Annotated in this window: 22 protein-coding genes and 2 rRNA genes; 1 reads left to right on the forward strand and 23 read right to left on the reverse strand. The window is 40.0% G+C overall.

Translation table 11 applies throughout. The features are described from left to right. Positions 1-3: 3 nt before the first annotated feature. From IPF86_00590 to IPF86_00635, 10 genes are all read right to left on the reverse strand, one after another. Positions 4-2853, reverse strand: coding sequence for a hypothetical protein (locus IPF86_00590; protein ID QQR50406.1), 2850 nt, complete (start codon positions 2851-2853; stop codon positions 4-6). Positions 2854-2857: 4 nt separating this feature from the next. Continuing rightward, entirely contained in the window at positions 2858-3571 is a 714-nt protein-coding gene (locus IPF86_00595; GenBank protein QQR50407.1) for a twin-arginine translocation signal domain-containing protein, read from the reverse strand. Positions 3572-3644: 73 nt separating this feature from the next. Continuing rightward, a complete protein-coding gene (locus tag IPF86_00600) occupies positions 3645-4526 on the reverse strand; it encodes a M48 family metallopeptidase (GenBank protein ID QQR50408.1) in 882 nt (293 codons plus the stop codon). A 69-nt stretch (positions 4527-4595) separates the two neighbouring features. Continuing rightward, complete coding sequence (locus IPF86_00605) at positions 4596-4799, reverse strand: hypothetical protein (protein ID QQR50409.1); 204 nt, start codon at positions 4797-4799, stop codon at positions 4596-4598. 19 nt (positions 4800-4818) lie between these two features. Continuing rightward, positions 4819-6000, reverse strand: a complete 1182-nt coding sequence (locus IPF86_00610; GenBank protein QQR50410.1) for a hypothetical protein — start codon at positions 5998-6000, stop codon at positions 4819-4821. A 38-nt stretch (positions 6001-6038) separates the two neighbouring features. Beyond that, positions 6039-6536 (reverse strand): hypothetical protein, encoded by a 498-nt coding sequence (locus tag IPF86_00615; GenBank protein QQR50411.1) that lies wholly within the window; start codon positions 6534-6536, stop codon positions 6039-6041. Positions 6537-6538: 2 nt separating this feature from the next. Further along, positions 6539-7126, reverse strand: a complete 588-nt coding sequence (locus IPF86_00620) for a hypothetical protein (protein QQR50412.1) — start codon at positions 7124-7126, stop codon at positions 6539-6541. A gap of 153 nt (positions 7127-7279) precedes the next feature. Then, positions 7280-8026 carry a slipin family protein gene (locus IPF86_00625; protein QQR50413.1) on the reverse strand — a complete coding sequence of 249 codons (747 nt, stop codon included), beginning with the start codon at positions 8024-8026 and terminating at the stop codon, positions 7280-7282. Between the two features lie 40 nt (positions 8027-8066). After that, a complete protein-coding gene (locus IPF86_00630) occupies positions 8067-8627 on the reverse strand; it encodes a hypothetical protein (protein QQR50414.1) in 561 nt (186 codons plus the stop codon). Between the two features lie 35 nt (positions 8628-8662). Next, positions 8663-9220 (reverse strand): LemA family protein, encoded by a 558-nt coding sequence (locus IPF86_00635; protein QQR50415.1) that lies wholly within the window; start codon positions 9218-9220, stop codon positions 8663-8665. A gap of 124 nt (positions 9221-9344) precedes the next feature. On the opposite strand from IPF86_00635, the gene IPF86_00640 reads away from it, so the two are divergent. Continuing rightward, positions 9345-9758 carry a hypothetical protein gene (locus IPF86_00640; protein ID QQR50416.1) on the forward strand — a complete coding sequence of 138 codons (414 nt, stop codon included), beginning with the start codon at positions 9345-9347 and terminating at the stop codon, positions 9756-9758. Positions 9759-9806: 48 nt separating this feature from the next. Here IPF86_00640 and secF read toward each other — a convergent pair whose 3' ends face one another. The 13 genes from secF to IPF86_00705 all read right to left on the reverse strand — a co-directional run bounded on the left by secF (position 9807) and on the right by IPF86_00705 (position 23627). Next, positions 9807-10730, reverse strand: a complete 924-nt coding sequence (secF, locus tag IPF86_00645; GenBank protein QQR50417.1) for a protein translocase subunit SecF — start codon at positions 10728-10730, stop codon at positions 9807-9809. A gap of 12 nt (positions 10731-10742) precedes the next feature. Then, entirely contained in the window at positions 10743-12161 is a 1419-nt protein-coding gene (gene secD, locus IPF86_00650; protein ID QQR50418.1) for a protein translocase subunit SecD, read from the reverse strand. A gap of 42 nt (positions 12162-12203) precedes the next feature. Further along, entirely contained in the window at positions 12204-12515 is a 312-nt protein-coding gene (locus IPF86_00655; protein ID QQR50419.1) for a hypothetical protein, read from the reverse strand. A gap of 5 nt (positions 12516-12520) precedes the next feature. Further along, on the reverse strand, positions 12521-13246 hold the full coding sequence (locus IPF86_00660) for a thioredoxin domain-containing protein (GenBank protein ID QQR50420.1): 726 nt from the start codon (positions 13244-13246) through the stop codon (positions 12521-12523). Between the two features lie 58 nt (positions 13247-13304). Continuing rightward, positions 13305-13892: a phosphatase PAP2 family protein gene (locus IPF86_00665; protein QQR50421.1), complete on the reverse strand. Its 588-nt coding sequence runs from the start codon at positions 13890-13892 to the stop codon at positions 13305-13307. Then, complete coding sequence (locus IPF86_00670; GenBank protein QQR50422.1) at positions 13876-14700, reverse strand: bifunctional 5,10-methylenetetrahydrofolate dehydrogenase/5,10-methenyltetrahydrofolate cyclohydrolase; 825 nt, start codon at positions 14698-14700, stop codon at positions 13876-13878. Before IPF86_00670 ends, IPF86_00665 begins: the two co-directional genes overlap by 17 nt. Then, entirely contained in the window at positions 14700-15605 is a 906-nt protein-coding gene (locus IPF86_00675) for an NAD-dependent epimerase/dehydratase family protein (GenBank protein ID QQR50423.1), read from the reverse strand. The genes IPF86_00670 and IPF86_00675 overlap by 1 nt, the downstream gene beginning before the upstream one ends. A gap of 35 nt (positions 15606-15640) precedes the next feature. After that, positions 15641-16765 carry a rod shape-determining protein RodA gene (rodA, locus tag IPF86_00680; protein QQR50424.1) on the reverse strand — a complete coding sequence of 375 codons (1125 nt, stop codon included), beginning with the start codon at positions 16763-16765 and terminating at the stop codon, positions 15641-15643. A 5-nt stretch (positions 16766-16770) separates the two neighbouring features. After that, positions 16771-17550, reverse strand: a complete 780-nt coding sequence (locus tag IPF86_00685; GenBank protein QQR50425.1) for a hypothetical protein — start codon at positions 17548-17550, stop codon at positions 16771-16773. A gap of 97 nt (positions 17551-17647) precedes the next feature. Further along, complete coding sequence (locus IPF86_00690) at positions 17648-18025, reverse strand: hypothetical protein (protein ID QQR50426.1); 378 nt, start codon at positions 18023-18025, stop codon at positions 17648-17650. Positions 18026-18092: 67 nt separating this feature from the next. Beyond that, positions 18093-18198, reverse strand: a 5S ribosomal RNA gene (rrf, locus tag IPF86_00695). 152 nt (positions 18199-18350) lie between these two features. Then, positions 18351-22377, reverse strand: a 23S ribosomal RNA gene (locus IPF86_00700). 410 nt (positions 22378-22787) lie between these two features. Continuing rightward, on the reverse strand, positions 22788-23627 hold the full coding sequence (locus IPF86_00705; GenBank protein ID QQR50427.1) for a hypothetical protein: 840 nt from the start codon (positions 23625-23627) through the stop codon (positions 22788-22790). Positions 23628-23644: the final 17 nt, after the last annotated feature.

Here is a 23644-nt window from a genome sequence, read left to right on the forward strand (position 1 = left end):
TAATTAAAAGAAAAGAAGCATTCGCCACATTTCAGCTCCAGTATGACGCATTACGTACAAATATTTCAATCCGTCTGTGGTCTCTATTATTTCCATTCTATTACCAATAATTGCTGTGGAATGACCATATGGAATTGTTCCTAAAGATTTTACTTCATTTGTAGAAAAATTATATGCATAGATTCTACCTGTAGCATTTTTAGTAAAATAAATAGTATTTTCTCCATCATATGCATACATAGACCCCGTCGTAAGAGTTTCTGCTTGTGGTGAAAAGAAATACCCATACGTCCACCGGGAAGTGGTTATGTCATAAATATCAGCTGTATTAGAGGCACCACCTCTCGGTAAAAAAATATATTTACCTTTCGTTGCACTATCACTATTTCCCCAAACCCACAATAATTGCATTCCGGCACCTCTTGCTGGAATACCCAAGATCGCATACGTAGAAGTTGTGTCTGTCAGAGTAAGTGCTGCTGTGGTAAGTGCGGTTGCAGTATTTGAAGTAATGGTTGCCTCCTGACCAAGCGCTGTTCCTCCTGTAATACGCAACCTCTTACCGGCCCACATATTTGTAGTCCAGTTTTTTGTGGTTGTCTCTGTGACTGGTGTTGTTGTACCACCAGCTGTTATTAAACCCCAACTATCTGCTATTTCATAATGGGTAGTACTATCAGGAGTAAAAGATTGAGTAGCATAAGTAAGAGTGGTACTAGTATTTGAAACAACAGAAATAATACCACTTGCAAAACCTGTGCCTGCTTCTATTCGAAGCTTATATCCTGCCCAGCAGTTGGTCACCCAACTCTTTGATGAATCAACGAGTGTCGTGGTCGACCCCCCTGACGCATGTCCCCAGTTTTGCATATTTGCAGGTTTAAACTGATTGTCAGTGCCAAAAACTTTTGAATCATAAATTGCGTATCTTGAAGTTCCATTCACACCCGCTACAATAGTCGCCACCGTTAATGTAGTAGCAGTGTTCGCAGTAATCCATCGTGTCTGACTAGTAGGTGCAGTACCAGCAACTGATAGATGTACCAACTTTCCAACATGTTCATTTGTTGTCCATGCTTTTGATGCATCTACAATTAACGTCGTTGACTGAGAACTATTTGCAGCCATACTTGCAGTTGCAGTAGTAGCTACATCAAAAGTAGTTGTACTTCCAGCACCTAATATAGTATGGGCTGTATTATAAGCTGCTTCAGAGCACCCAGCGAAAGTCACTGAGTCTCCTGTTTTAAACCAGTTCGCTGTGGGTGTTGTAATCAGACAAGTTACCCCTACTGAAGTTATTTCAATAGTACAACCAGATCCTGTGCCACCCGTAGTCGCCTTACCTGTACCAGTAGTAAATCCAGTAACCGTGCCAGAAGCAACAAGCTCTATCGCAGTAACAACACCAGTAGAACCTGAAAAAGTAGTAGCTGTAACAATAACACGGGCACCTGTGCCTCCTACTGAGCACGTCAAAATATCTCCGACTAAATATCCTGTCCCACCTGCTGTAGGTGTTGAGTTTACTGCTGTCACACCAGCTGCAATTCTTGCACCACTTGTCACACCAAGTGCATCCCAACCATTCATCTTTACCGATATATTTGTTGTAACTCCGTAATCAAAATTTTGACCTTGCATCCAGAAATCATTTTCAGGTGAATATGCGTACATTGCACCAGCCGCACCTCCTGCTAGAAACATTTTGTCATAATCGCCCCACACTTCATAAAGAGAAGTTGCGTCTGGATTTGTATCCCATGGTTTAACTACAGTAAACACCGTCGCTGTATTACAGACAATCCTTCGGTGTTGCCCCATTCCTGTGCCCCCAGTGATACGAATACGATAATTAACATATCTATCTACTGTCATTGTTTGTGTGGAATCAGTCAAAGTTCTCGCAGCGCCAGCCGTAGCAGTAGAAGAAACAAATGCTGTACCTGTTTTTGCCAATCGTTCAACGGAACAATCAGTACCTAGTGCTGCTTGTATTAAACCTTGATTACAAGTCTTTGTTTGCCAAGAATCATGTAAAATATCGTAATATTGTAGAGTAAAAAATGGTGCCGATGCCGCAGACGACAAAACATAAATCCCTCCAGTGGTTGTTGTAAAATACGAAGTATAATCTGGTGTGACATCCCAAGTAGATACGGTGTATGTGTGGGATAAAATTTGGAAATGTGCCTGAGAACCAGCAGTGGTAACAGGAAGCGCATAAGGTGCTACCGCTACGAAGGGTTGGTTGTTCCAAGATTCGTGTGGTTGTAAGTTTACATCATATATATAGAGAGTGGTTGCATCATTATATAAAATCTTCTTATATTGTGTCGCATCTGTACCGAACGTAATACCTACAAGATAGCCTGACCATTGATTAAATTTCCACTTTTTAGTGGAATCAGCCAAAGTTGAAGTAGTAGTACCCGTAATCACACCTGCATCGTGAATGGTCTCACTGGTATACGTGAGTACTTTTTCTTGACCAGCACCTGTGCCGGTTAATATTTTTAATGTTTTACCATTGAGAGTGGGCCCACGAAGCCCCGCTATTTGAATAGTTGTTGCTGTCGCACTGAGTACCCGACCATGATAGCCACGGAAACCAGTATAGCGTGCAGACAAAGTGGTTACAGGAGTAGTGTTTGGCGTTGAGAGTTGTTGCCAAGTATCAGCATAGGTATCATATCTATACAGTGTGGCAGTAGAAATATAATACAGGAATCGAGCAGATCCATCATCAGATGTAGCAAGCCCTGAAAGTGCAGCAGTGTTGGTGGGGGCAAAACGACACCACTCCCAGACTGGTAAATCAACCTGTGCTTTTAAATTATTGGTGACTGCCATATAACTATGAAAAAACTAAATTACTTCTAATTCCATTTGCTGAGGCATTTCTTGCTGTATCAATATACAGATAACGTCCATCAACGCCTCCTAATGCCACGAGATTGGTTGCTGATGTAAGTGTCGAGACAGTAGTTACCGTTGTTACGGTTCCCACAGTAGTGACAGTACCAAGTGTAAGTGAAGCCGAAATTGCATCAAGGGTGATTTTTTGTCTTTGTGCTGTATCAACGACTGCCAACGAGTCTACTTGTTTTACCAATCTACGCAGAAGCATTGCACTATCATCAGTTGCGGGATTTACTTGGGTGCTTGTAGTGTCTTTTACCGTAACACTGCTCGTTCCTCCAGTGGAAGCAGTAAGTAGGTTATTACTCCCATCAAAGGTAAGGTTTGCTGTTTTTGCTTGAATGAGAGCGAGGGTAGTCTCAGTGGCAGGATCGATCCGTACATTAGAGATATTTTTTACTCCAACAACACTTGAAGATGGAGTACTTCCCATGATCAACGCCTCGGCTTTTTTAGGCAACAATTGTGACGCTACCAAACCGACACCGGCAATGCCGGCAACTTTTAGAAAATTTCTTTTACCGTTATCAGTCTCTAATGAATGTTTATTATTTCCATTTCGCGCACTACCTGAGCCTGGTTTTACAATACTACTTAATGTATTTCTAGAAATTAATTTGAAGGAATATTTGATTGGAATGATATACATAGATTCGTAAATTTATTATATGTTATATTTTATCTTTTGCAATCACGAAAATGAGTCAGAAAAATTTCCTGTGCTATTTATTGAGCAACGCTTTCACGCGATCCTCCATCGGCGGATGTGTCATCCAGAGTTTTGCAAAACTGCTGGTCTTACCTTTTGGATCTGCAACGTAGAGATGAGCTATAGCGTTGGATTGACGTGCCATGGGTGTACTGTACTGACTGATCTTGGTCAGTGCATTTGCCAAACCTTCAGGATAGCGTGTCAAAAGTGCACCGGATGCATCTGCTAAATATTCACGTTTCCTTGATATCGCAAGCTGTATGAGCGTAGCAAAAATCGGTGCAAGGATTGCGAGCACAATACCAATAATCATAAAAAAGTTTCCCCCACCTTCCCTATCTCTACCACGACCGCCAAATAGTTGTGCCCGCAAAAACATATCCGCAACGATAGAAATAAATCCCGCTAGTACAACAGCAACCGTCGCGACCAAAATATCACGATTGCCAACATGTGAGAGCTCATGCGCAATCACCCCTTCTAACTCACTTCGATCTAGTATTGCCAAGATGCCTGTCGTTACCGCTATTGCTGCATGCTCTTTATTGCGACCAGTAGCAAATGCATTGGGCGCAGGATCGTTGATGACATAGAGCTTGGGTTTCGGCAGGCCGGCAGTAATAGAGAGATTCTCAACAATACTATGAAGCTCTCGGTATACGCTTGGATCAGCTGGTTTAGCACCTGCAAGTTTAATCGCAATCTTATCTGAGTACCAATAGCCAATAATATTCATGACAATACTAAAGAAAAAGAAAGCGTAGAGGATCGTAGGATTCTGGTAGACTTGTGCAAACACAAAACCAATACCGACCACGAGCACAAGGAAAACACTCATGAGGAGCCAGGTCTTCGTGACATTTTTGGATTGTTGGGTATAGAGCGTTGCCATGTAGGTATTTTAGCAAATTTTAGACACATTTGCGCTAAAAATAAAACTACCCTTTTTGGGGGTAGTTTTTTACTGTTTAGCAGCGAGTATAAATAGCTTCTGCCGGAATTCATCGGGAGAAAGCTTTTCTTGTCTAAATTCATCTTTAAGTGTTTGGTACTCTGGAGTATCCTTTGCTTTACGAACAAGACTCCAAATTGACAATTCACCGCTAGATTTTTTTAAAACTTGAAGCTTCTGCTTTTTTTCGGTGTTATTATTTGTCGTTTCCATTTGATTTTATAATAGCACTCTAAGCAACAGCTGTCAATATATGACGCTCCTTTAAGGATATACGATTCTTGTATGCCTTAGCAAAAGTGATATTTTTATCTACGATTACTGAACTAATTTTATGTGCCCTAGCAATATTACCTAGAGGGATTTTTTCATCAATCGTGTCTTGTGATAACTCATGTTTCCCTGCCCAAATTTCAAGTAGCTTTAAATGTTCATCGTATTTAGGATCATCGGCTATATTAAACAATTGATGTGCATCACGGGATCGCACTAATGTAGCTAACTCATCAATTGAAAAATCAGCTTCAACCTCATGTAAATAGTCCAAGATGAGCGTGTCTGTAATTTCTATTTCTTTTAATTTTTCTATATTTTGGTCCAAAAAATATACCCCGAAGTAGCCATATTTTTCATGAAGTGCATTGAGTAATTGTATTCTTTTTTCGATAATTGCTTCCTGGTTTGCTTCAATAAATGCTTCATTAGCATTTTTAAATGCATGAGCTTGGCTGTATATATCCAAAGAATCAATATATTCTTGATGAGCATATTCGCTTGCGTGACGTTCATTTGGATCGATTACCCCACGTTTTACCTGAACCAATATTACTTCTAATATTTCATTTGAGAAAGGTTCAGAAATTATCTGAACAAGATCTATTTTATGTTTTACATCGAGAGTATTATTTGTTCCTATAATACTATCCATCCCTTTATATTGCTCATTCCCATTAAATGATGAATTCATTTCCTCAACTACTTCTGCAACCTTCTCAACACCGAGCATCATCCCTTCTATATATTGCTGGACGTTTCTTGTGGCTTCGGGTTCTATTTCATCTTTTTTATTTTTATTCTTTTCTTCAACAAAATATCTTGTATAGTCTGAAACAAAACGAGGAAGATTATTAAGCTTATTATTCACCACCAGCTCAAGTATACGATTTTGGAATACAACCTCTGGCAGATACAAAGTTCGACGGTCTGGGTCATCATTTTTTGTAAATTTTCGAATAGTTTCTATCGTTCTTGCATCTAGACCATTCACATGAATTGCAGCAATTTTTCTAAAAAATGCTTCTTGTTCTTCAATCTTTAGTCCTGGCACAATGCTTAAATCATTTATATTTTCTTGTCGATATTCAGTCTGACTGTTTTTTTTCTTATCTTTCCCAACAAATAGTGAAAATTCCATATCTATATTATACCATACTAATAAGTATTTAGCAAAATCTACTGAAATACAACTGGAATTTTGATTGACTTGTCATGCTCAGGTAATCCGGATGCATTGTCAGCTCGAATCACAATATAGCCAGGACCAGGTGCAATGCCAATAAGGTCAAGGGCGGAAGTAAACGTTACAGGTCCTATTGTCATCCATTCTGTTATCGCCATCCCATGTGTTTGTTTTAGGATATTCCCTGCTGTGTCTTCTATCGTAATGCCAATATTGCCTTCAAAGAAATAAGCACCTTGCACTGTCGCTAATAGGATCACCTCCCCACCAATACTGTCGCCTGGTTTAATAGAGCTAAACACGAGATCATCTTTATTTCCCGAAACCTCAAGTGGTACGGGTTGATAATCAGGTTCATCAGTATTACCTATGGTCTGGGTCTCACCATCTGGCCCCACAGGAGCTCGCACGGGAACATTTTTGACTATAAACAAGAGCGCCAGGAGTAGGATAATAACAACTACAAGAATAATCAGATTCTTTGTCTTCATCTTTATTGGAATTTAACTGAAGCTAAATCGATAAATGCAGCCGTTGTTGCATTAACTTTGTTCTTGACTGTTATAACAATTGCGCCACCAGAAGTATTTTGGAGGATGAATGTTGTACTACCAGGCTGTACTGCTGAGTAACATTTTGTATATAAATTATTACCAAAGACGGCAGGACCATCCACTGTAACAGCACCCGGAACTGCACAAGCTGTCTCTGGTGTAATGCCTTTTGCGTAGCTAATTACATCGACTTCATCGAGACCACCAGAATTGTAACCACGGACTGCGTACGTACCCTTTGGACTTGCTTGTTCAACAACAGTTGAAGCGAGTGGATACTGGAATGAAAAATCAGCCGACATAAATGTCTGAGTTACATTTGTAGGAGTAGGTGTTGTATTATTTGTATTCTCGTTATTTTCTGTATTTTGTGGCAAAACACTATTGTTATCATCAATAACAGGAGAGCCTATATATCCATCATCACTTTTACGACCAAAATCACCGATGGCAAATATACCAATGGCAACAATAGCCAAAATAACGATTATGAGTAATGCTTTACCTGTAGGTTGTTTATTTTCCATATAATTTTAAATTATGACTAATGACTTAAGTATACGCCTATTTAGTGTGATTGTCGCCTGTTTACAATATCTCACAATAGATAGCTACGATTAATTACAATTCAAATTATTTCGGAATGTTTTTAATTAAATAATTATTTTTCATAAAGTAAGTTACTTCTTAATAAATCCTTCGAGAGCTTTCAATGTTTCTACAGGCACCATGTAGACGACCGTATTTGATTGGTCAGATGACATATCATTGATCGACTGAAGGGTGCGCAAATGAAGCGCCCCAGGAGCAGACGCTAGCATTTCAGCAGCTTTGGCCATATTGGCAGACGCTGCTAACTCTCCTTCAGATGTGATAATCACTGCTCGCTTCTCGCGTTCAGCTTCAGCTTGTTTGCCGATCGTGCGTTCCATTTCAAGCGGCAAGCTCACGTCTTTGAGTTCAACATTTTGGACTTTGAGCCCCCAAGCATCAGTCTCTTTATCCACTGTCTCACGTATTCGATCCGCGATCTGATCTCGTTCGGCCAAAAGCTCATCGAGTGTTACTGACCCGACAATGTTACGCATTGTAGTCTGTGCATACTGTGAAATCGCATGCTGGAAATTTTCAACTTCGATCACCGCTTTGGCTGCGTCGCTCACTTTGTAGTAAATAACAGCATTTACTTTGACAGATACATTATCCCGAGTGATGGCATTCTGATCTGGCACATCAACAGCTTTGATACGAATATCAACTTTTTGAAATGATTGAAATATCGGAATGATGAGGCGCCACCCAGGATTCATGAGCCCACTATAGCGACCCAAAGTAAAGCGCACGCCGCGCTGGTATTGATTGATCTGCTTGATACTAGCGATCAAAATAAAGAAGACAACAAGTAAAAGGATGTAGATAAGTGTCATAAAATTTAATTAATTTCTACTAGAGTTACATTTCTAAATACTACGAAGATGCAATATCTATCGTCAAAATCTTGGCTTCACCATATGTTTTGCCAGCATCACTTTCTCCAACTAGACGATAATTATACGTTGTGCCTGCCGTAATACCATAGATTATCTCACTAATATTGCCTTCAGCGGTATTTTGAGTTTTGCGCGGTGTTGACTGGATGGCGCCTTTAATACCATTACTATCAACAGTCCAGTATTCGAACCAACTCACCACATATGCACCGTTTGCTTTAAATGTGCCATTAACGATCACTTTCGCAGGAGGTGTATCAGTACATGGTGCTGCACCTGCTACCGGTAGCCCACAACCATAGCCGCTATAGGTGTATGACAGTGTAGTAATAGTTGGTTTCTTTACTTGGGAAGTCGGTGCAGTAGGATTTTGAGTGCCTGTAGTATCTTCTGTTGTATTTACAATTTCTGCTGGGACTGTCGCATTAACATTGTCAACTATATTTTTAGATTTACACATAACCCCAATACTTATCCCAATAAGCAGAATAAATACGCCTAATATCCCAACAATAATTTTCTGTTTAGTGTCTGTCATATAAAATAGATGTTTTAATTAATAAAAAATAATTTTTAAAATTTCACTTCCACCGTCTGCTGTGCAACATCGTTATCAGGCAAATCAAAGAATTCCATTTTCTTGAATGAAAACATGTTGGCAACAATATTACTTGGCACAGATTCAATCTTGATATTGAGATCTCGGACATTAGTATTATAAAATCTCCGAGCGGCTTGAATTTTGTTTTCAGTATCAGAGAGCTCACGCTGAAGTTCAAGGAAGTTTACATTAGCCTTGAGATCTGGATACGCTTCGGCAATACCAAAGAGTCCGGTCACCGCACCAGCAAGCATTGCTTCGCCTTTAGCGTGTTCTCCAACAGTTTTAGCGCCCATCGCAGCAGCGCGAGCTTGAGTGACTTTTTCAAATGCACTGGATTCGTGGGCAGCATAACCTTTAACCGTGCTCACGAGGTTAGGGATAAGATCATAGCGGCGCTTGAGTTGAACTTCGATATCTGCCCAAGCTTCTTTAGTACGATTGCGTAATGTAACAAAACTGTTGTACATGACAACCAAACTCACAACAAGTAGTGCAATGATTATTAATATAATAATTCCTGTAGACATAGTAGTAGTAAAAAGTGAATAGTAAATTGAGGACCAGACGACATTGTAAGTATAGCAAAGAATCAAGGATTATTCCCTGTTTGACTTTATTTATTTTTTGTTCTAAAGTAATAAAAACATACAAATGGAAGAATATACACTGAGCATACATGACGTAAGAGAATTCGCTGCTGGAGGGCTACGAAAAACTATCCCCCAGCTTGTTGGGTCGATTACTGAGACTCTAGACAAGATCAGGCTATATACCGAAAAAAAAGATATTAACCTAAAGGATCTTTTCAAAGGTATAGAGAAAGCAGACCGGAATTGCGGAAAAATAATAGCTTTTGTAACATATGCTGAGAACGAAAAATTATATGGTATAACCAATGCAAGGAAGGTCGAAATACATACTTTACTTACTACAGTTTGTGACTTGTATACACAATTTCTAAAGTATATTCAAATAAAAACTGAAACCAACAAAGAAATATTAGATGTTATGTTGCCTCAAACCTCCCAAAATATTGCAACGGTAAGAATAATGTTAGATATTTAAAAAAAATTAAAAAACCACATATGAATGTGGTTTTTCTTTTTGATAGATTTAATTTTTCCCAATCCTTTCTCGGCGCTTTCGGGAATAATTTTCCCAGGTAACCAAGAGTGGTGAAGCCAAGAATATACTCGAGTACGTTCCGAAAAACATTCCCGCTGTAAGCATAATAGCAAAATAGCGAGTTGATGAAGGTCCAAAAAAGACAAGCGCCAAAAGGACAAGAATAACAGTAAGCGACGTACTGATAGATCGAGTAAATGTCTGCCTGATACTTGTTCCAACAATATGCTCAAATGACTCATTATCCTTATGCTCTTTACTCAAGTTTAGATTTTCTCGAATACGATCAAAGACTACGATAGTATCTGAGACTGAAAGTCCTAAAATTGTGAGTACAGCTACGATAATAAGTGTATCAACTTCAATGCCTTGATAGTGGGCAACAATAGCAAAAATACCAGTCGGAATAAGGACATCATGAAGCAAAGTCGCAATAGCGATCAAACCATATTTCCATGACTGGATAGGTTTTGAAACTTTACGAAAAGCATACGTGATGAAAAACACAATACCAAGCGAGACTAATATTATTGAGACGATTGACTTGTGCTTGAGCTCTTTGCCGACTGAAGGGCCAATAGAATTAAATGAGATTTCAGCGAGCTTGCCACTGCTTGCTTTTGATAATGTGGCCAAGAGTTCTTGGTGTTCAGGCTCTGACAGGCTTCGAGTTTTAATAATAAGACCGGTTTCTTCTGTTGGTTGAAGCAGTGCCTCAATATCACTAGCACGCAAGGCTTCCTGCAACACAACGACATCTGGTCGATCGGCACTGTATAGCACCTCAGTAATTGATCCGCCACGGAAATCAATACCGAAATTAAGCTTGAAAATAAAAAGTGAGATGATTGATGCAATCACCAAAAGAATCGAGAAGCCTATGAAGAAATTTTTGTGTTTAATAATAAACATAATATGTAATGATTATGAATGAGTAGTTTTTCTTGCAGACGTAATCCCCGAACCAAATAAGAATCCAGAAAGTTTGGTGGTCTTTGTAATATTTAGTGCATACAAAAACAATCGTGTAAATGAAATAGCTGATAGTAATGACACCAATACGCCGAGTCCAAATGTAAGCGCAAACCCTTTGACGAGTGATGTACCAAACCAAAAGAGAATAATCGCTGTAATTATGCTTGAAAGATTTGAATCACGAATCGAAAACCATGCACGAGAGAAACCCACTTTAATTGCTTCATCTAGTGATCGTCCATGAAGACGGATTTCTTCTTTGATTCTTTCAAAAATAAGCACATTGGCATCCACTGCAATACCGATTGATATGACAAACCCAGCAATACCAGCCGCAGACAACGTCACTGGCAAGAGCTTGAAGATTGCAAGCATGATTGAAATATAGAGTAGAAGTGCAATTACAGAAATCACACCCGGCAATCGATACCAGAATATGAGAAAGAGTGCGATAGCCAGAAAACCAATAACACCCGCTCGAACTCCATCTGCTGCTGCCTCGGCACCAAGTGTCGCACCAATAGTTTGTGTAGAAATAAGTTCAATAGGTACAGGCAATGCACCAGAATTCAATCGGCCAACTAATTGCTTGGCTTCTTGTGGGGTGAAATTGCCACTGATTTGAGCCTGACCATTTGGGATAGCTTCTTGAACTGTTGGTGCAGACAATAGTGCCCCATCCAAGAATATTGCAACAGTTTTACCAACATTATCAGCGGTGATTTGTGCAAATAATTCTGTGCCTTTTTCATCAAACTGCAGCGAAACAATCGGCACTTGTGTTGTTGGATTAAATTCTAGTGTTGCGTGTTTCAAATACCGACCTGTGAGTTCGGTTGCAATAAATTGGCTATCTGTTAGCTCATCGGAAGAAGCAACTGGAATCTTTATCTCTCCGTTTACTGCTTGACTTGGATCAATTTCAACTGACGTTGTACCACCTTCTGGATTTTCAACTTTAAATTCCAAAAGTGGTGTCTGTCCGATAAGTTCGATTGCTTGATGAATATCGGTAACTCCTGGCAAGTCAATCAAGAGGCGCTCTTCGCCTTGGTTAGCAAAATTACCTTCTTGGACTTGAACAACAGGTTCAGAGACACCAAAGAGATTCACTCGTCGCTCTATGACATCACGAAGTGCATCCATGGAGTCTTTGACATCTGCAGATTCTAATTGTGATATGTCTGCGCGATAGACTAGGTGTGATCCACCTGAGAGATCAAGACCTAACTTGAAAGGATAGTTGATAAACCATGACGGGACACCAATAGAACGATTTTCTTTAGCGATCGTGGAACCATACACGAAATACCCGACAAGGATGCCGGCTAATAAAACGAGTATAGCGATAATGCGTGTTTTCCACATAATTTACTGCCCTATTCTAGCGATTTATAGGAAAAATGCAACCTAGTTCTCTTTTTTGTCTTGAGGAAAATGGTCACGAATGTCTGTAATGGAGACAGGCACTGTCTGACTTGCAGGATTATCAACACCTAGTAACGGAAAGACATCAACTTGCAATTGAGAAGGATATTTCGAGGCAACAATACCTTTTTCAAGATTACCAGCAGAAGTACCATCTGAATTCGTAATTTTGTAGACTACTATCTCACCGACCTGTATGGCATTGAAATATTCAACATCTACTATTTCATACGGACGACCATGTTTATTTATTTTGCTATTTAAAGAATCCAATGGATTTTTTCGATTTTCCATATAAATTATTTTTCTACTTTTGTAATAGCGTCGATGAATGCTGCCAAAGGTTGTGCTCCATTAATGAGCGTTGTTCCTATGATAACTGATGGTGTTCCATTGATACCAAAACTTTGACCTTCAATATAATCTGCCTGAATGCTAGCTTTATACGCATCTATATTTGCATCAACAGCAGCAGATACTTTACTTTGGTCAATGCCAGAAATCCCTTGAGTAACATCTTCAATACTTGTCCTATCTCCAAATCCTTCACCACCTTCCTCATCTTGCATTGCATACATCGCTTCGCGCCAAGTAAAATATTGCTCAGGGTAAAGTTCCCACACTGCCCGATCAAATAAGGCAGCTTCTATCGAGTCGGGACCCAAGAATACAAAGTCTTTAAACACAATTTTCATTTTACCTGTATCGACATAATCACGCTTGAGTGTTGGCAATACTTCTGTTTCAGTTTTTTTACAAAATGGACATTGATAATCACTCCAGTAGACCATCGTTATGGGTGCATTTGATACACCAATAAATGGATCCTCTCTTACTTCGACATTTTTAATATCAACCTCTTGGAGAGTCGGTTCTGCAGGGTTTGGTTTTGGTGTCGCTGTTTTTGGAGTACCATTTATGCCAGTAAAATAAATAGTGAGCGATATCATAACTCCAGCAATAAGAATTGATGCAGGAATCGATAGCTTCATTTTTGATTTTTCATTTGATAGTTGTTCTTCCATACATATATATTACAGTTAATAGTTTAACTTTGGTAGTATACCACAGTGTATAAAGGATCTATTTTAATCCACCAAAAGCAACCATGTGCTTTATTTTCGGCCGTAAAAAATAATATACACTATAGGCAATACTGCCACCGAGCACATACCCTGCGAGTATATCGATCGGATAATGAATACCAGAAGCTATACGTGCAAGACCAATCAATAATGCTCCTAGCATAAAAAGATACCCGATTGGTTTATGGTAGATATACAATGCAACTGCAAGTCCCGCAAAAATGGTTGCATGACCCGAAGGAAATGAGTCATGGATCCCGGATATGGTGATAAGAGTCTGCAGGGTTGTATCTGTGATAAATGGCCTCGCCTCGCCAAAAATAACTTTAAGCAGCATCACAATACCCCACGACAAAAGACCAGTGCATATAATACTGCCTATTTCAATCATTTTTCTACGTATGGCATACCATGTCAGTGGAGCTGCGTCGCGATCTTTATGCACGAGTATAAACAGGAAAATACCTAAGCAAAAAACAAATGGGAATAAATCTGCAAAAAATATTATAGTCGTATCAAGCGACGTATATCTAAAACTAAACGCATGGATATAGGCAAATACTATATTATTAATTTCCGCGATCATATGTTGCTGCTAAAAGTAAATTACGAAATAAAATCGCAATAGTTATAGGACCTATACCCCCTGGAACTGGTGTAAAAATACCTGCCAAAGAACTGCAAGCTTCATCAATGTCCCCTTGAATGATACCACCTTCTTCACTTGTACCTGCATCAAGCAGTATGACTCCTTGTTTAATCATGTCTGGCTTGATCAGTGAAGGACTGCCGGCACCTGAAATAATAATGTCTGCGTTTCGTATTGTGTCGTTAAAATCTAAACTATCACGAGTAAGAATTGTAGGACTAAGACCTTTTGATTCTAACCAGTACGAGATCGGTAACCCAACTAATTTCCCTTTGCCTATAATAACAATCTTTTTGTCTACAAGATCCACGTGCTCCTGATTGAAAATTTCTGCAACCGCTCCAACAACAGGTGGCAAGTACGACTGTACACCTTTGCGTAGATTTTCAAGTCCGTGTGAAGATAAAACATCTACGTCTTGCTCGACTGGCACGTTCTCCAACACCTTACTAGTATCAATATGTTCTGGTAGTGGCAGTTGGACAATAATACCTGTAGCATGAGTATGAGTTTGGATAGCCTCAATAAGCATGTCAGTTGTTGTGGCCTGTGGTAATTTAATAACGTTAGTATGAACACCAATAGCCGACCCAAATTTTTCTTTATACTTAATAAAAATATCAATAACTGAATTTTCCCCTACATAAAAAATGACGAGTTCTGGGCGTACAGAAAAAGCTTTGACTTCTTCGATAAGTGCAAGTTTGATGGTATCTCGTATTTGCTTGCCATCGATTCTGCGCATTATATGCTTTGCAATAATACTGCTATTGCTTTTTCTAGCTCCTCCTTTGGTTCCCAGCCCAAAAGCTCTTTTGCAAGTGTTATATCTGCACAGCTGTCTTTGGCTTCTGGTCGAGCTGGTAATGATGTCGTATCGCCGCCAAAAATCTTTGCTAGTGCTTGTATCGAGATACTTTGACCACCGCCAACATTTATCACTTCCCCTTTCCCAACATTAACAGAATCCATAGCGAGCAGATTAGCTCGAACAACATCATAGACATGAGTAAAATCTCTGGTTTGAGTTCCATCACCTATAATCGGTAGTGGTTGGCCTTCTTTGGTTAGCTTGGCAAATTTGGCAATGACACCTGCGTAAGATCCATTTGGATCTTGGCGTGGGCCATAAATATTGAAGTAACGAAGTGAGACTGTTTGTAAGCCATAGATGGAACTAAAGATGCGACAATATAATTCACCAACATACTTCTGAATTCCATATGGATGTAATGGTTTAGCTTCAAAACTTTCCTTCATCTTTGGAGCCTGCTGTTCACCATATGCTGAACTCGATGCAGAGTAAATAACTCGACGGACACCTGCCTTATGAGCAGCGTGAAGCACAGTGAGTGTGCCAGTGATGTTAGCATGGTTGGTTTCCAATGGATGTTCAATAGACAATGGCACTCGCGGCAATGCTGCAGTATGAAATATTGTATCAATGCCTGTAAAGATAGCCTCAAGTGAAGGCCCGTCAGTAATATCAGCCAAATGAAATATTGCATCTTTATTGCAATTTTCCTTTTTACCTGTACTTAAATTATCAACAATGTGGACTTCATGTCCATTAGCCAATAATGCATCAACAATATGAGAACCGATAAATCCGGCACCGCCTGTTACTAATACCTTTTTTGGTGTATTCATATTACCCAGATAATACCAGATGAACTACCAATAACCTATGTAGAATAACCTAAAAACTCCCTCCCAACATCATTGCGATGGACCGATCTAGAATAGCCTCGCATGCTCATCAAAATACCGAGTGCAGCAAATGAACCAAGTAAATGCGACCCACCATAGCTCATAAATGGAAGTGTTATACCTGTGACTGGCATAAGCCCAATATTCATACCAACATTAATGACAAAATGACTAAAGAAAAAGATAGCGACACCCATGCCATAGAGTATTTCAAAATTGGAATGTCCAACAAGTGCGATTTTCAATATTCGCCAAATCACTATACCGTACAGTGTGAAAAGAATAATCACACCAACAAATCCCCATTCTTCAGCAAATGCAGCAAAAATAAAATCAGTCTGGTACTCTGGCAAAAATTGTAAACGTGACTGTGTGCCATAGCCAACACCTTTGCCAAAAATTTTACCTGAACCAACAGCAATGGTAGATTGATACGCGTTATAGCCTGAGCCATGAATATCAGCAAGTGGATGGATAAAGTTCACGATGCGATCTCGTTGATACTGTTGGAAAACAAAGAGCCACAATCCAAGGAAAACTATTAGTCCGCCGCCAAGCACCAAGAGAAGATGCTTCTTTGAAATTCCAGAGACTAGTATCATGCCAAACCAAATCAGAAAGATAATGATCGCACTACCAAAGTCAGGTTGTAAAAACACAAGCAAGAATGGTACGAGCGCATAGATGCCAGAAATAAAAATATGTTTAAAATGCGCTATCTCCACATGCCGACGCGAGAAATATTTTGCCAAAAGAAGAATGACAATAACTTTCATAAAATCAGTCGGCTGAAATGAGAAACCGCCAAAATCAAACCAACTTTGAGCGCCATTGACGACACGACCTACAATAAAAAGTGTTGTGAGTATGGCTAAGAAAAAAATAAAGAGGAGTACTAAGACTTTTGTATTTTTTAAAATCCGCACATCAATAGCTGAAAGCGTAAAAAAAATAATAATTGAAATCAATATCCATAAAAGCTGTTTATCAAAGAGTGATGTATCCCCTGTGAACGACCGCATCGTAATAAGCCCTGCGCCTAAAATCGGCATAAGGGCAATAAAAAGTACCCAATCAATTTTTCGAAAAAAAATGCGCATAGGGATTATATGAGCGGCACACTAAAAATATCGATAAGTGGACGAACGATGGTAAATGCTACTGGAGCAGGAAATGCGTGTGGCCAGGTAAAGAACACTGGCTCAGTCTCATTTGATGCTATGTTTTCTAGGTATGTTTTACTCGCCCCGACGAGCGTATTATCTTTATCATACAAAAGTGCAATAACATCAGTACGAGGCAAATCATAGAGCGATGTATTTTTGATATTTGCAGTAAGCTTGGGTTCAACGCCTTCGTTGGTAAGTACAATATCTAAAGGCACCAGATCAACATCGATCGCTCGTGGATCAACACGATACCAGACGAGGGGTGTTGTCCAAGCAAAGACGGTGTATTTGGGCGGACGTGTGCCAATATCAATAATAGGTTCAACGATAGTTGTCTCACGATTAGGTGGTAGTGTGATACTACCCTCACGTTTGACGATAAATTTATTGGCTTCGTCATAGAGTCTGAATTCATAGGTAGCCTTATAGAGTGCTGATGTACGGTTTTGATTCGTCACACTTGCAACAGCCGTATAGAGTGTCGTCGTCACAGGCACTGACCTCGCCCAGACAATAGTCGGTGGTGTTTGGAGATTGGTACACTGTATAGCGCAACTACCTCCACAATCAGCGCCTTCTTCGGTGCCATTTTGTTTACCATCAAAACACGTCCCTGGCTTAGTAACCTTAGGTACAATAATAAGTGCTGCAACGATAAGTCCTGCTGCAGCCAAGAGTGCTAAAACAAAAAGTTGCCTTCTGAGTCTCCAATTCATGAAGTAAGTATATAGTATTAGGCTGGAAGTATAAAGTAAGAAGTATGAAAAAATAAAAAACGGAAATAGTTAGTTTCCGTTTTAAAATAGTTCAATATTATAGATATAAGTCTTGCAGTAAAATCCTAAAATGGGTTTCTTCACCGTTTGAAAGAGCAGAGTATTCTCTGATTCCCAAGGTTCTTATTGATGACCATCCTTCTCTAAGAAATTTTACTTCAAGCTGGCAGGGAAAAAGTTTTTCGATTTTCTTCACCGCATCTTTAATTACAACACTTTCCTCTTGATACCAGCCATATGGAGATTCATTTTTCCATTTAAGTCGTCCCAATTCATGGTCACTTTTCCCATCTGTATAAATTAAGACTCTATCGGGGATAATATCATTTTTATGAGTTTCAGATGTATGATCTTGAACCCAAGCAATTTTTATTTGGTTTGCCATCAGTGCTTTTGTTTGAATAGAATATAGCATATTTATTAATAAAAGTCAAGTAAAATAACCTTACAGAATAAGGTTATTTTTGAGTTTGAATACTTTGTTCTGGCGACTACCTACTTTTGCCCGAAGACTATCATCGGCTCAACGAGGCTTAACTTCTCTGTTCGGAATGGGAAGAGGTGTGACCCTCGCGACAAGTCACCAAAACAAAACATTCAAATGTATTTCGCTTCCAAAAAGTATATTTAAAAATGCTCTGTGAGGTACAACGGTACCGAACAAAGAAAATTTCTAGCAAGAAATTTTTGTGCATTTTTAAATATACTTTTTGAATATATTATATGTGATTTCCACATTTCCTAATAGGAATCGAATAATTAGTACGTCTCGGCTCAACGCATTACTGCGCGTACACCTAACGCCTATCAACGTGATCATCTCTCACGATTCTCAAACGATTCCTCATCTTGAAGATGGCTTCCCTCTTAGATGCTTTCAGAGGTTATCCATGCCTGACATAGCTACCCTGCGTTGCCTTTGGCAAGACAGCAGGTACACCAGAGGTCAGTTCACTCCGGTCCTCTCGTACTAGGAGCAACACTTCTCAAGAATCAACGAGTGCAGTAGATAGGAGACCAACCTGTCTCACGACGGTTTGAACCCAGCTCGCGTACCTTTTTAATTAGCGAACAGCTAAACCCTTGGCAGCTTCTCCACCGCCAGGATAAGGTGAGCCGACATCGCTGTCGTTGTATTCTGGGGAGAAATAAATTTTACTTCTCCCCAGAAGCTTCTATCACTAGAAGGATCGGACTATATCTTCTTCCTCTTTCATATAAATATGAGTAGGAGATTGGCGTGTAGTCTCTGAGGGTTCCACGTGAGATGGCCGGCTTCGCCTATCTCATGTGGCCTTCCCTGCTGATTGTCTTATCAATGACGATAAGAGTTCCAGCATATAGCCAATTATTTTATTTTCCTCACCGCGCTATCTACAACGCGATGAGGAAACGCTAATGACATTACTGTCATGGCACCCCGATATGTTAAGGTGCCGAACTGCGCCGTCGATATGAACTCTTAGGCGCAACTAGCCTGTTATCCCCGGAGTAGCTTCTATCCGTTAATCTTCGGCCGCATCTAATGCGGACCATCGGTTCACTATGTTCTACTTTCGTACCTGCTCGGGATGTACCCCTTACAGTCAAGCTAGCTTGTGCCATTACACTATCGGCACGGTTTCCATACGCGCCTAGCTAACCTTAATAAACTCCTCCGTTACTCTTTAGGAGGATACCGCCCCAGTAAAACTACCCACCAGATACTGTTTCTTTGCGTTTTTGCCGCAAGGATTAGAATATGCCACATGAAAGAGTGGTATTGCACTGTCGACTCCACAGAAACCGAGATCTCTGCTTCAAAGTCTCCCACTTATGCTACGCAGCCACAAAACATACTCAATACCAAGTTGTAGTAAAGCTTCCGGGGTCTTTTCGTCTATCTGCACTTAACCGGCATCTTCACCGGTATTGTATTTTCACCGAGCTATTCCCCGAGACAGTTCTCCAGTCATTACACCATTCGTGCGCGTCGGAACTTACCCGACAAGGTACTTCGCTACCTTAGGACCGTTATAGTTACGGCCGACATTCACGAGGGCTTATATCAGTCAGCTCTTCACAGCCTTGCGGCTATGAAGAACCGCCGATATTTGACCTTCTCGCATTGGTCAGGTGTCACCCCCTATACATCCTCTTACGAGTTCGCAGGGAGCTGTGTTTTTGATAAACAGTTGCCAGAGATACTTTCGCTGCGCCCCTTCCTACTTTAGTCTCAATAATTTTAGAATCATTGGAGGCTAAAGAGCATTCAACAATCTTACTCAATTGTAACTGTTACTTTTCTTTTAGGATCAGATAGGAAAGTTTTGCTCTTCAGAGCATTTTCTCTTTGAAAGAAAATTTCTTTTCCTTGCTTAACTATAACAGTATCAATTAAAGTATTGTTTTCATCATAAATCTCAACTTTTGGAGATGTATGATTTTTTTCGCCAATGAATTTTATTGTAATCATTGTTTCCTCCTTTGTTAATTTTTGAAAAAAAAATTGAGAACAAAGTAGGAAGGGGAAGCCTTATTCCAAAGTTACGGCTGCTTTTTTGCCGAGTTCCTTGGGGAACACTCACTCGTTCGTCTTGGTCTTCTCGACCTGATCACCTGTGTCGGTTTGCGGTACGGTTTCTATATCATTAAGCTTAGAAAATTTTCTTGGAAGCGTGCTTTGTCTCATTGACAGTGGCGAACCACCATCTTTCTACTAACCTTGCATGTGCCATCAAAGGCAATGTGCGGATTTTCCTACACACCACGCTCAGCTCCTAAACAGAAATCCAATAATCTGCGAGACATACTACCCTTCGTCCTCTCATCGCATAATACAGAAGTGCAGGAATATTAACCTGCTGTCCATCAGGTCCGGCTCTCGCCATCCCCTTAGGCCCGACTAACCCTTGGCTGATTGTCATAGCCAAGGAAACCTTGATCTTTCGACGGGAGGGACTCTCACCCTCCTTGCGGTTACTTGTGCCAACATTCTTACTTCGCAACGCTCCACCGTGGGTCACCCCTTCGGCTTCAACGCGGTTACGAATACTCTCCTACCACTCGCGAACTTCATAAAGGAGACAAGGTGCGTTTGTACACACCTTGCTCTAGAAAAGAAAATTGTATCGGGCACTTGCCTCATGTCGAGTGTCAACATGCGACTCGGCTGGAAGTATTTACCACCAATCAAAATACAATCTTCTTTCCAATCTTCCAAAGAACATGGAGTGAATGATCAAATGAATCATTCTTTCTTTAATTTTCAACAAAGAAATTTTTCTCCTTTATGAAGTTCACGAATCCTCAGTTTCGGTAGTATGCTTAGCCCCGATTATCTACGGCGCGAGATCTCTTGATGAGTGAGCTGTTACGCTTTCTTTAAATGATGGCTGCTTCTAAGCCAACATCCTCATTGTCTAAGAAATTTCACATCCTCGACTTGCACTTAGCATACATTTAGGGACCTTAAATTGAGATCTGGGCTGTTTCCCTTTTGACTAACGGAGCTTCGCCCCCGTAGTCTAACTGCCATATTTTTAACTCTTGGTATTCGGAGTTTGATAGATGTCGCGAGATTGCTCCCTGTCGAAATCTTCCAGTGCTCTACCCCCAAGAGGAACACATGACGCTAGCCCTAAAGCTATTTCGGAGAGAACCAGCTATTACCAAGTTCGATAAGCTTTTCACTCCAACCCACAAGTCATCCGAGAGTATTGTACGGCTCACCGGTTCGGACCTCCAGCGTGATTTCTCACACCTTCATCCTGCTCATGGGTAGCTCACCTGGCTTCGGGTCTCTAGTAGACTACCAATTACGCGCTATTAACACTTGGTTTCCCTGCAGCTCCACTCGTAAGAGTTTAGCTAAGCAGCATACTAGAACTCGTTGGCTCATTCTTCAATAGGCACGCCGTGACGGACTGCACACTATGTACATCAAATTTGTATTCTCTGTAATAAACAGGGTCTGATATCAAAACCCTGTCTTAATGAATTCAAAAAAAATCTATCCGTATATTTTAGGCACTCTCAGTAAATTGCTTCTACGTTTCAATACAATCGAAACATCCACAATTCGCCGATATACCTTAGAACACGCACGTTCTAAATGTACGAACCTTTTAAATTCATTACAGAAAATACAAAACGATCTACACAAAGTTCAGCCCGCTCCGACTCCTTGTAAGCATATGGTTTCAGGTCTATTTCACTGTCCTTATCGGACTACTTTTCACCTTTCCCTCGCGGTACTAGTTCACTATCGATCTCTACACGTATTTAGCCTTGGCAGTTAGTTCTGCCGGATTCCTCCAAGCTATTCATGTCTTGAAGTACTCAAGAATGACAATAAAAAAGATATACTAATTTCGCTTACCGGGCTATCACCGTCTGTGGCGTTGCTTTCCAACAACTTAAACTATTAGTACATTTTGTAACTTTCCACGTAATAAAACGTCATTGTCACCTTACAACCCCGACTTTATTTCTTGCGAAATAAAATTGGTTTGGGCTATTTCCATTTCGCTCGCCGCTACTTCGGAAATTTTGTCCTTGCGGACTTTGTTTTCTTTTCCTCCAGGTACTGAGATGTTTCACTTCCCTGGGTATACTCTCTATTCATAAAGAACAGAGTCATCGAGGTTTACTCGATGGGGTTCCCCCATTCGGAGATCTTCGGATCAAAAGTTGCTAGGCACTTCCCCGAAGCTTATCGCAGCCTGCTACGTCCTTCATCGCCATGTAGAGTCAAGGCATCCACCATATGCTCTTACTTTCCTATTAGGAAATGTAAAAACCACATATATGACACATACACACTGGTTCTCAACATGTATGTGTCGGCGTACTCGCTTACTGTATTGCTCCGACCGCTCGTAGTTGCAATAAGGTTGTACGTTTTCTGTTTCCAGCGATTGAAAAGACCCCTTCGAACTACCCAGGATGAGTAAGTCCGAAAAAATAATTTTGCTGTAACAGGATTGGATTATTAAAGGTTAACCGTACAGTCAATTTTTAGACTAAAAAAACCGCCTTTTGGCGGGTCAAACTAAAACAAAAGAGTTTTAGATACCCCGCTTTTGGTTGGTTAATTTAGTCATCTTCATATCAGTGGGGATAGTATATATGAAGCCAAAATGGAAGTCAAGTATAAGAAAAGCCCTTGTATTTCAAAGGGCTTTTAAGTCCAATATTTATTCTACAGTCACCATCATCCATGCAGAAACACTAGATTCATCCGGTAATAAATGAGGCGATCCAAGTTCAGCAAAGTCACCTGCTTCACACACTATGGGTTCAATACAAATATATGGAGATTGGTGATTATGTCTCCAAATTACCAGTTGTGAAGTCTTGCAACTTTCAAACATACCACCATACTTTACTTTTACTGACTTTCCTTTTAACAACACCTCAATTTCCGTATTTGGATTTGTTTTATTCCAAAGCGGGTAATGAGAATTTTCAATTTTTTCATCTTGAGGTCCTATGTGTAAGTACTCCGGCTTATTTCCAAATGTAATTCTCACAAATCTACCCTCTGTATTGAAATACGGATGCAACCCAAGCCCGATAGGAATTTCATCATGATTTCTTTTTCTGCGCACAATGATTACTTGTTGCAAGAATCCGTTTTCCAAAAAAATATAGTTGCTTACAAGCTTGAATGGATATGGGAAGTCTTTTTCAATTTCAGGTCCTTTATATTTGAAATGGTATTGAACATATGGAGTAGCTCCATTAGTTTTGACGTTGTAATACTTCTCAACATCACCAGGTTCTATTATCGAAGATTTTATTTTACCTGCAGAATCACGAACAAAACCATGCCGAGGTAATTCGTACGGATGACCATCTATTAGTTGACCCGAATTTGGAAAACAAATATGACTTCCGCCTCTGACTTTCAACTGGCCATCTTCTTTAATAATTTGCTGTGGTAAAAAAATGTGCTCTCCACTGACCTGGAAACTAGTAATATTGCCACCTACAGTATCTATACCAAGGCTGACATTGCCATGAGTGTGTATCATTATTTAGTTTTGTTTTT

This window comes from Candidatus Nomurabacteria bacterium, assembly GCA_016699085.1.
Lineage (GTDB): Bacteria > Patescibacteriota > Minisyncoccia > Phycocordibacterales > UBA9973 > CAZLWF01.

Excerpts from the sequence above, each read along its gene's own strand:
- IPF86_00675 (QQR50423.1), bottom strand. The coding sequence starts at position 15,605 with ATGAATACACCAAAAAAGGTATTAGTAACAGGCGGTGCCGGATTTATC.
- IPF86_00630 (QQR50414.1), bottom strand. The coding sequence starts at position 8,627 with ATGACAGACACTAAACAGAAAATTATTGTTGGGATATTAGGCGTATTT.
- IPF86_00590 (QQR50406.1), bottom strand. The coding sequence starts at position 2,853 with ATGGCAGTCACCAATAATTTAAAAGCACAGGTTGATTTACCAGTCTGG.
- IPF86_00690 (QQR50426.1), bottom strand. The coding sequence starts at position 18,025 with ATGCTATATTCTATTCAAACAAAAGCACTGATGGCAAACCAAATAAAA.
- IPF86_00610 (QQR50410.1), bottom strand. The coding sequence starts at position 6,000 with ATGGAATTTTCACTATTTGTTGGGAAAGATAAGAAAAAAAACAGTCAG.
- IPF86_00660 (QQR50420.1), bottom strand. The coding sequence starts at position 13,246 with ATGGAAGAACAACTATCAAATGAAAAATCAAAAATGAAGCTATCGATT.
- secD (QQR50418.1), bottom strand. The coding sequence starts at position 12,161 with ATGTGGAAAACACGCATTATCGCTATACTCGTTTTATTAGCCGGCATC.
- IPF86_00685 (QQR50425.1), bottom strand. The coding sequence starts at position 17,550 with ATGAATTGGAGACTCAGAAGGCAACTTTTTGTTTTAGCACTCTTGGCT.
- IPF86_00595 (QQR50407.1), bottom strand. The coding sequence starts at position 3,571 with ATGTATATCATTCCAATCAAATATTCCTTCAAATTAATTTCTAGAAAT.
- IPF86_00640 (QQR50416.1), top strand. The coding sequence starts at position 9,345 with ATGGAAGAATATACACTGAGCATACATGACGTAAGAGAATTCGCTGCT.
- IPF86_00655 (QQR50419.1), bottom strand. The coding sequence starts at position 12,515 with ATGGAAAATCGAAAAAATCCATTGGATTCTTTAAATAGCAAAATAAAT.
- rodA (QQR50424.1), bottom strand. The coding sequence starts at position 16,765 with ATGCGCATTTTTTTTCGAAAAATTGATTGGGTACTTTTTATTGCCCTT.
- IPF86_00705 (QQR50427.1), bottom strand. The coding sequence starts at position 23,627 with ATGATACACACTCATGGCAATGTCAGCCTTGGTATAGATACTGTAGGT.
- IPF86_00635 (QQR50415.1), bottom strand. The coding sequence starts at position 9,220 with ATGTCTACAGGAATTATTATATTAATAATCATTGCACTACTTGTTGTG.
- secF (QQR50417.1), bottom strand. The coding sequence starts at position 10,730 with ATGTTTATTATTAAACACAAAAATTTCTTCATAGGCTTCTCGATTCTT.
- IPF86_00620 (QQR50412.1), bottom strand. The coding sequence starts at position 7,126 with ATGGAAAATAAACAACCTACAGGTAAAGCATTACTCATAATCGTTATT.
- IPF86_00665 (QQR50421.1), bottom strand. The coding sequence starts at position 13,892 with ATGATCGCGGAAATTAATAATATAGTATTTGCCTATATCCATGCGTTT.
- IPF86_00605 (QQR50409.1), bottom strand. The coding sequence starts at position 4,799 with ATGGAAACGACAAATAATAACACCGAAAAAAAGCAGAAGCTTCAAGTT.
- IPF86_00600 (QQR50408.1), bottom strand. The coding sequence starts at position 4,526 with ATGGCAACGCTCTATACCCAACAATCCAAAAATGTCACGAAGACCTGG.
- IPF86_00670 (QQR50422.1), bottom strand. The coding sequence starts at position 14,700 with ATGCGCAGAATCGATGGCAAGCAAATACGAGATACCATCAAACTTGCA.
- IPF86_00615 (QQR50411.1), bottom strand. The coding sequence starts at position 6,536 with ATGAAGACAAAGAATCTGATTATTCTTGTAGTTGTTATTATCCTACTC.
- IPF86_00625 (QQR50413.1), bottom strand. The coding sequence starts at position 8,026 with ATGACACTTATCTACATCCTTTTACTTGTTGTCTTCTTTATTTTGATC.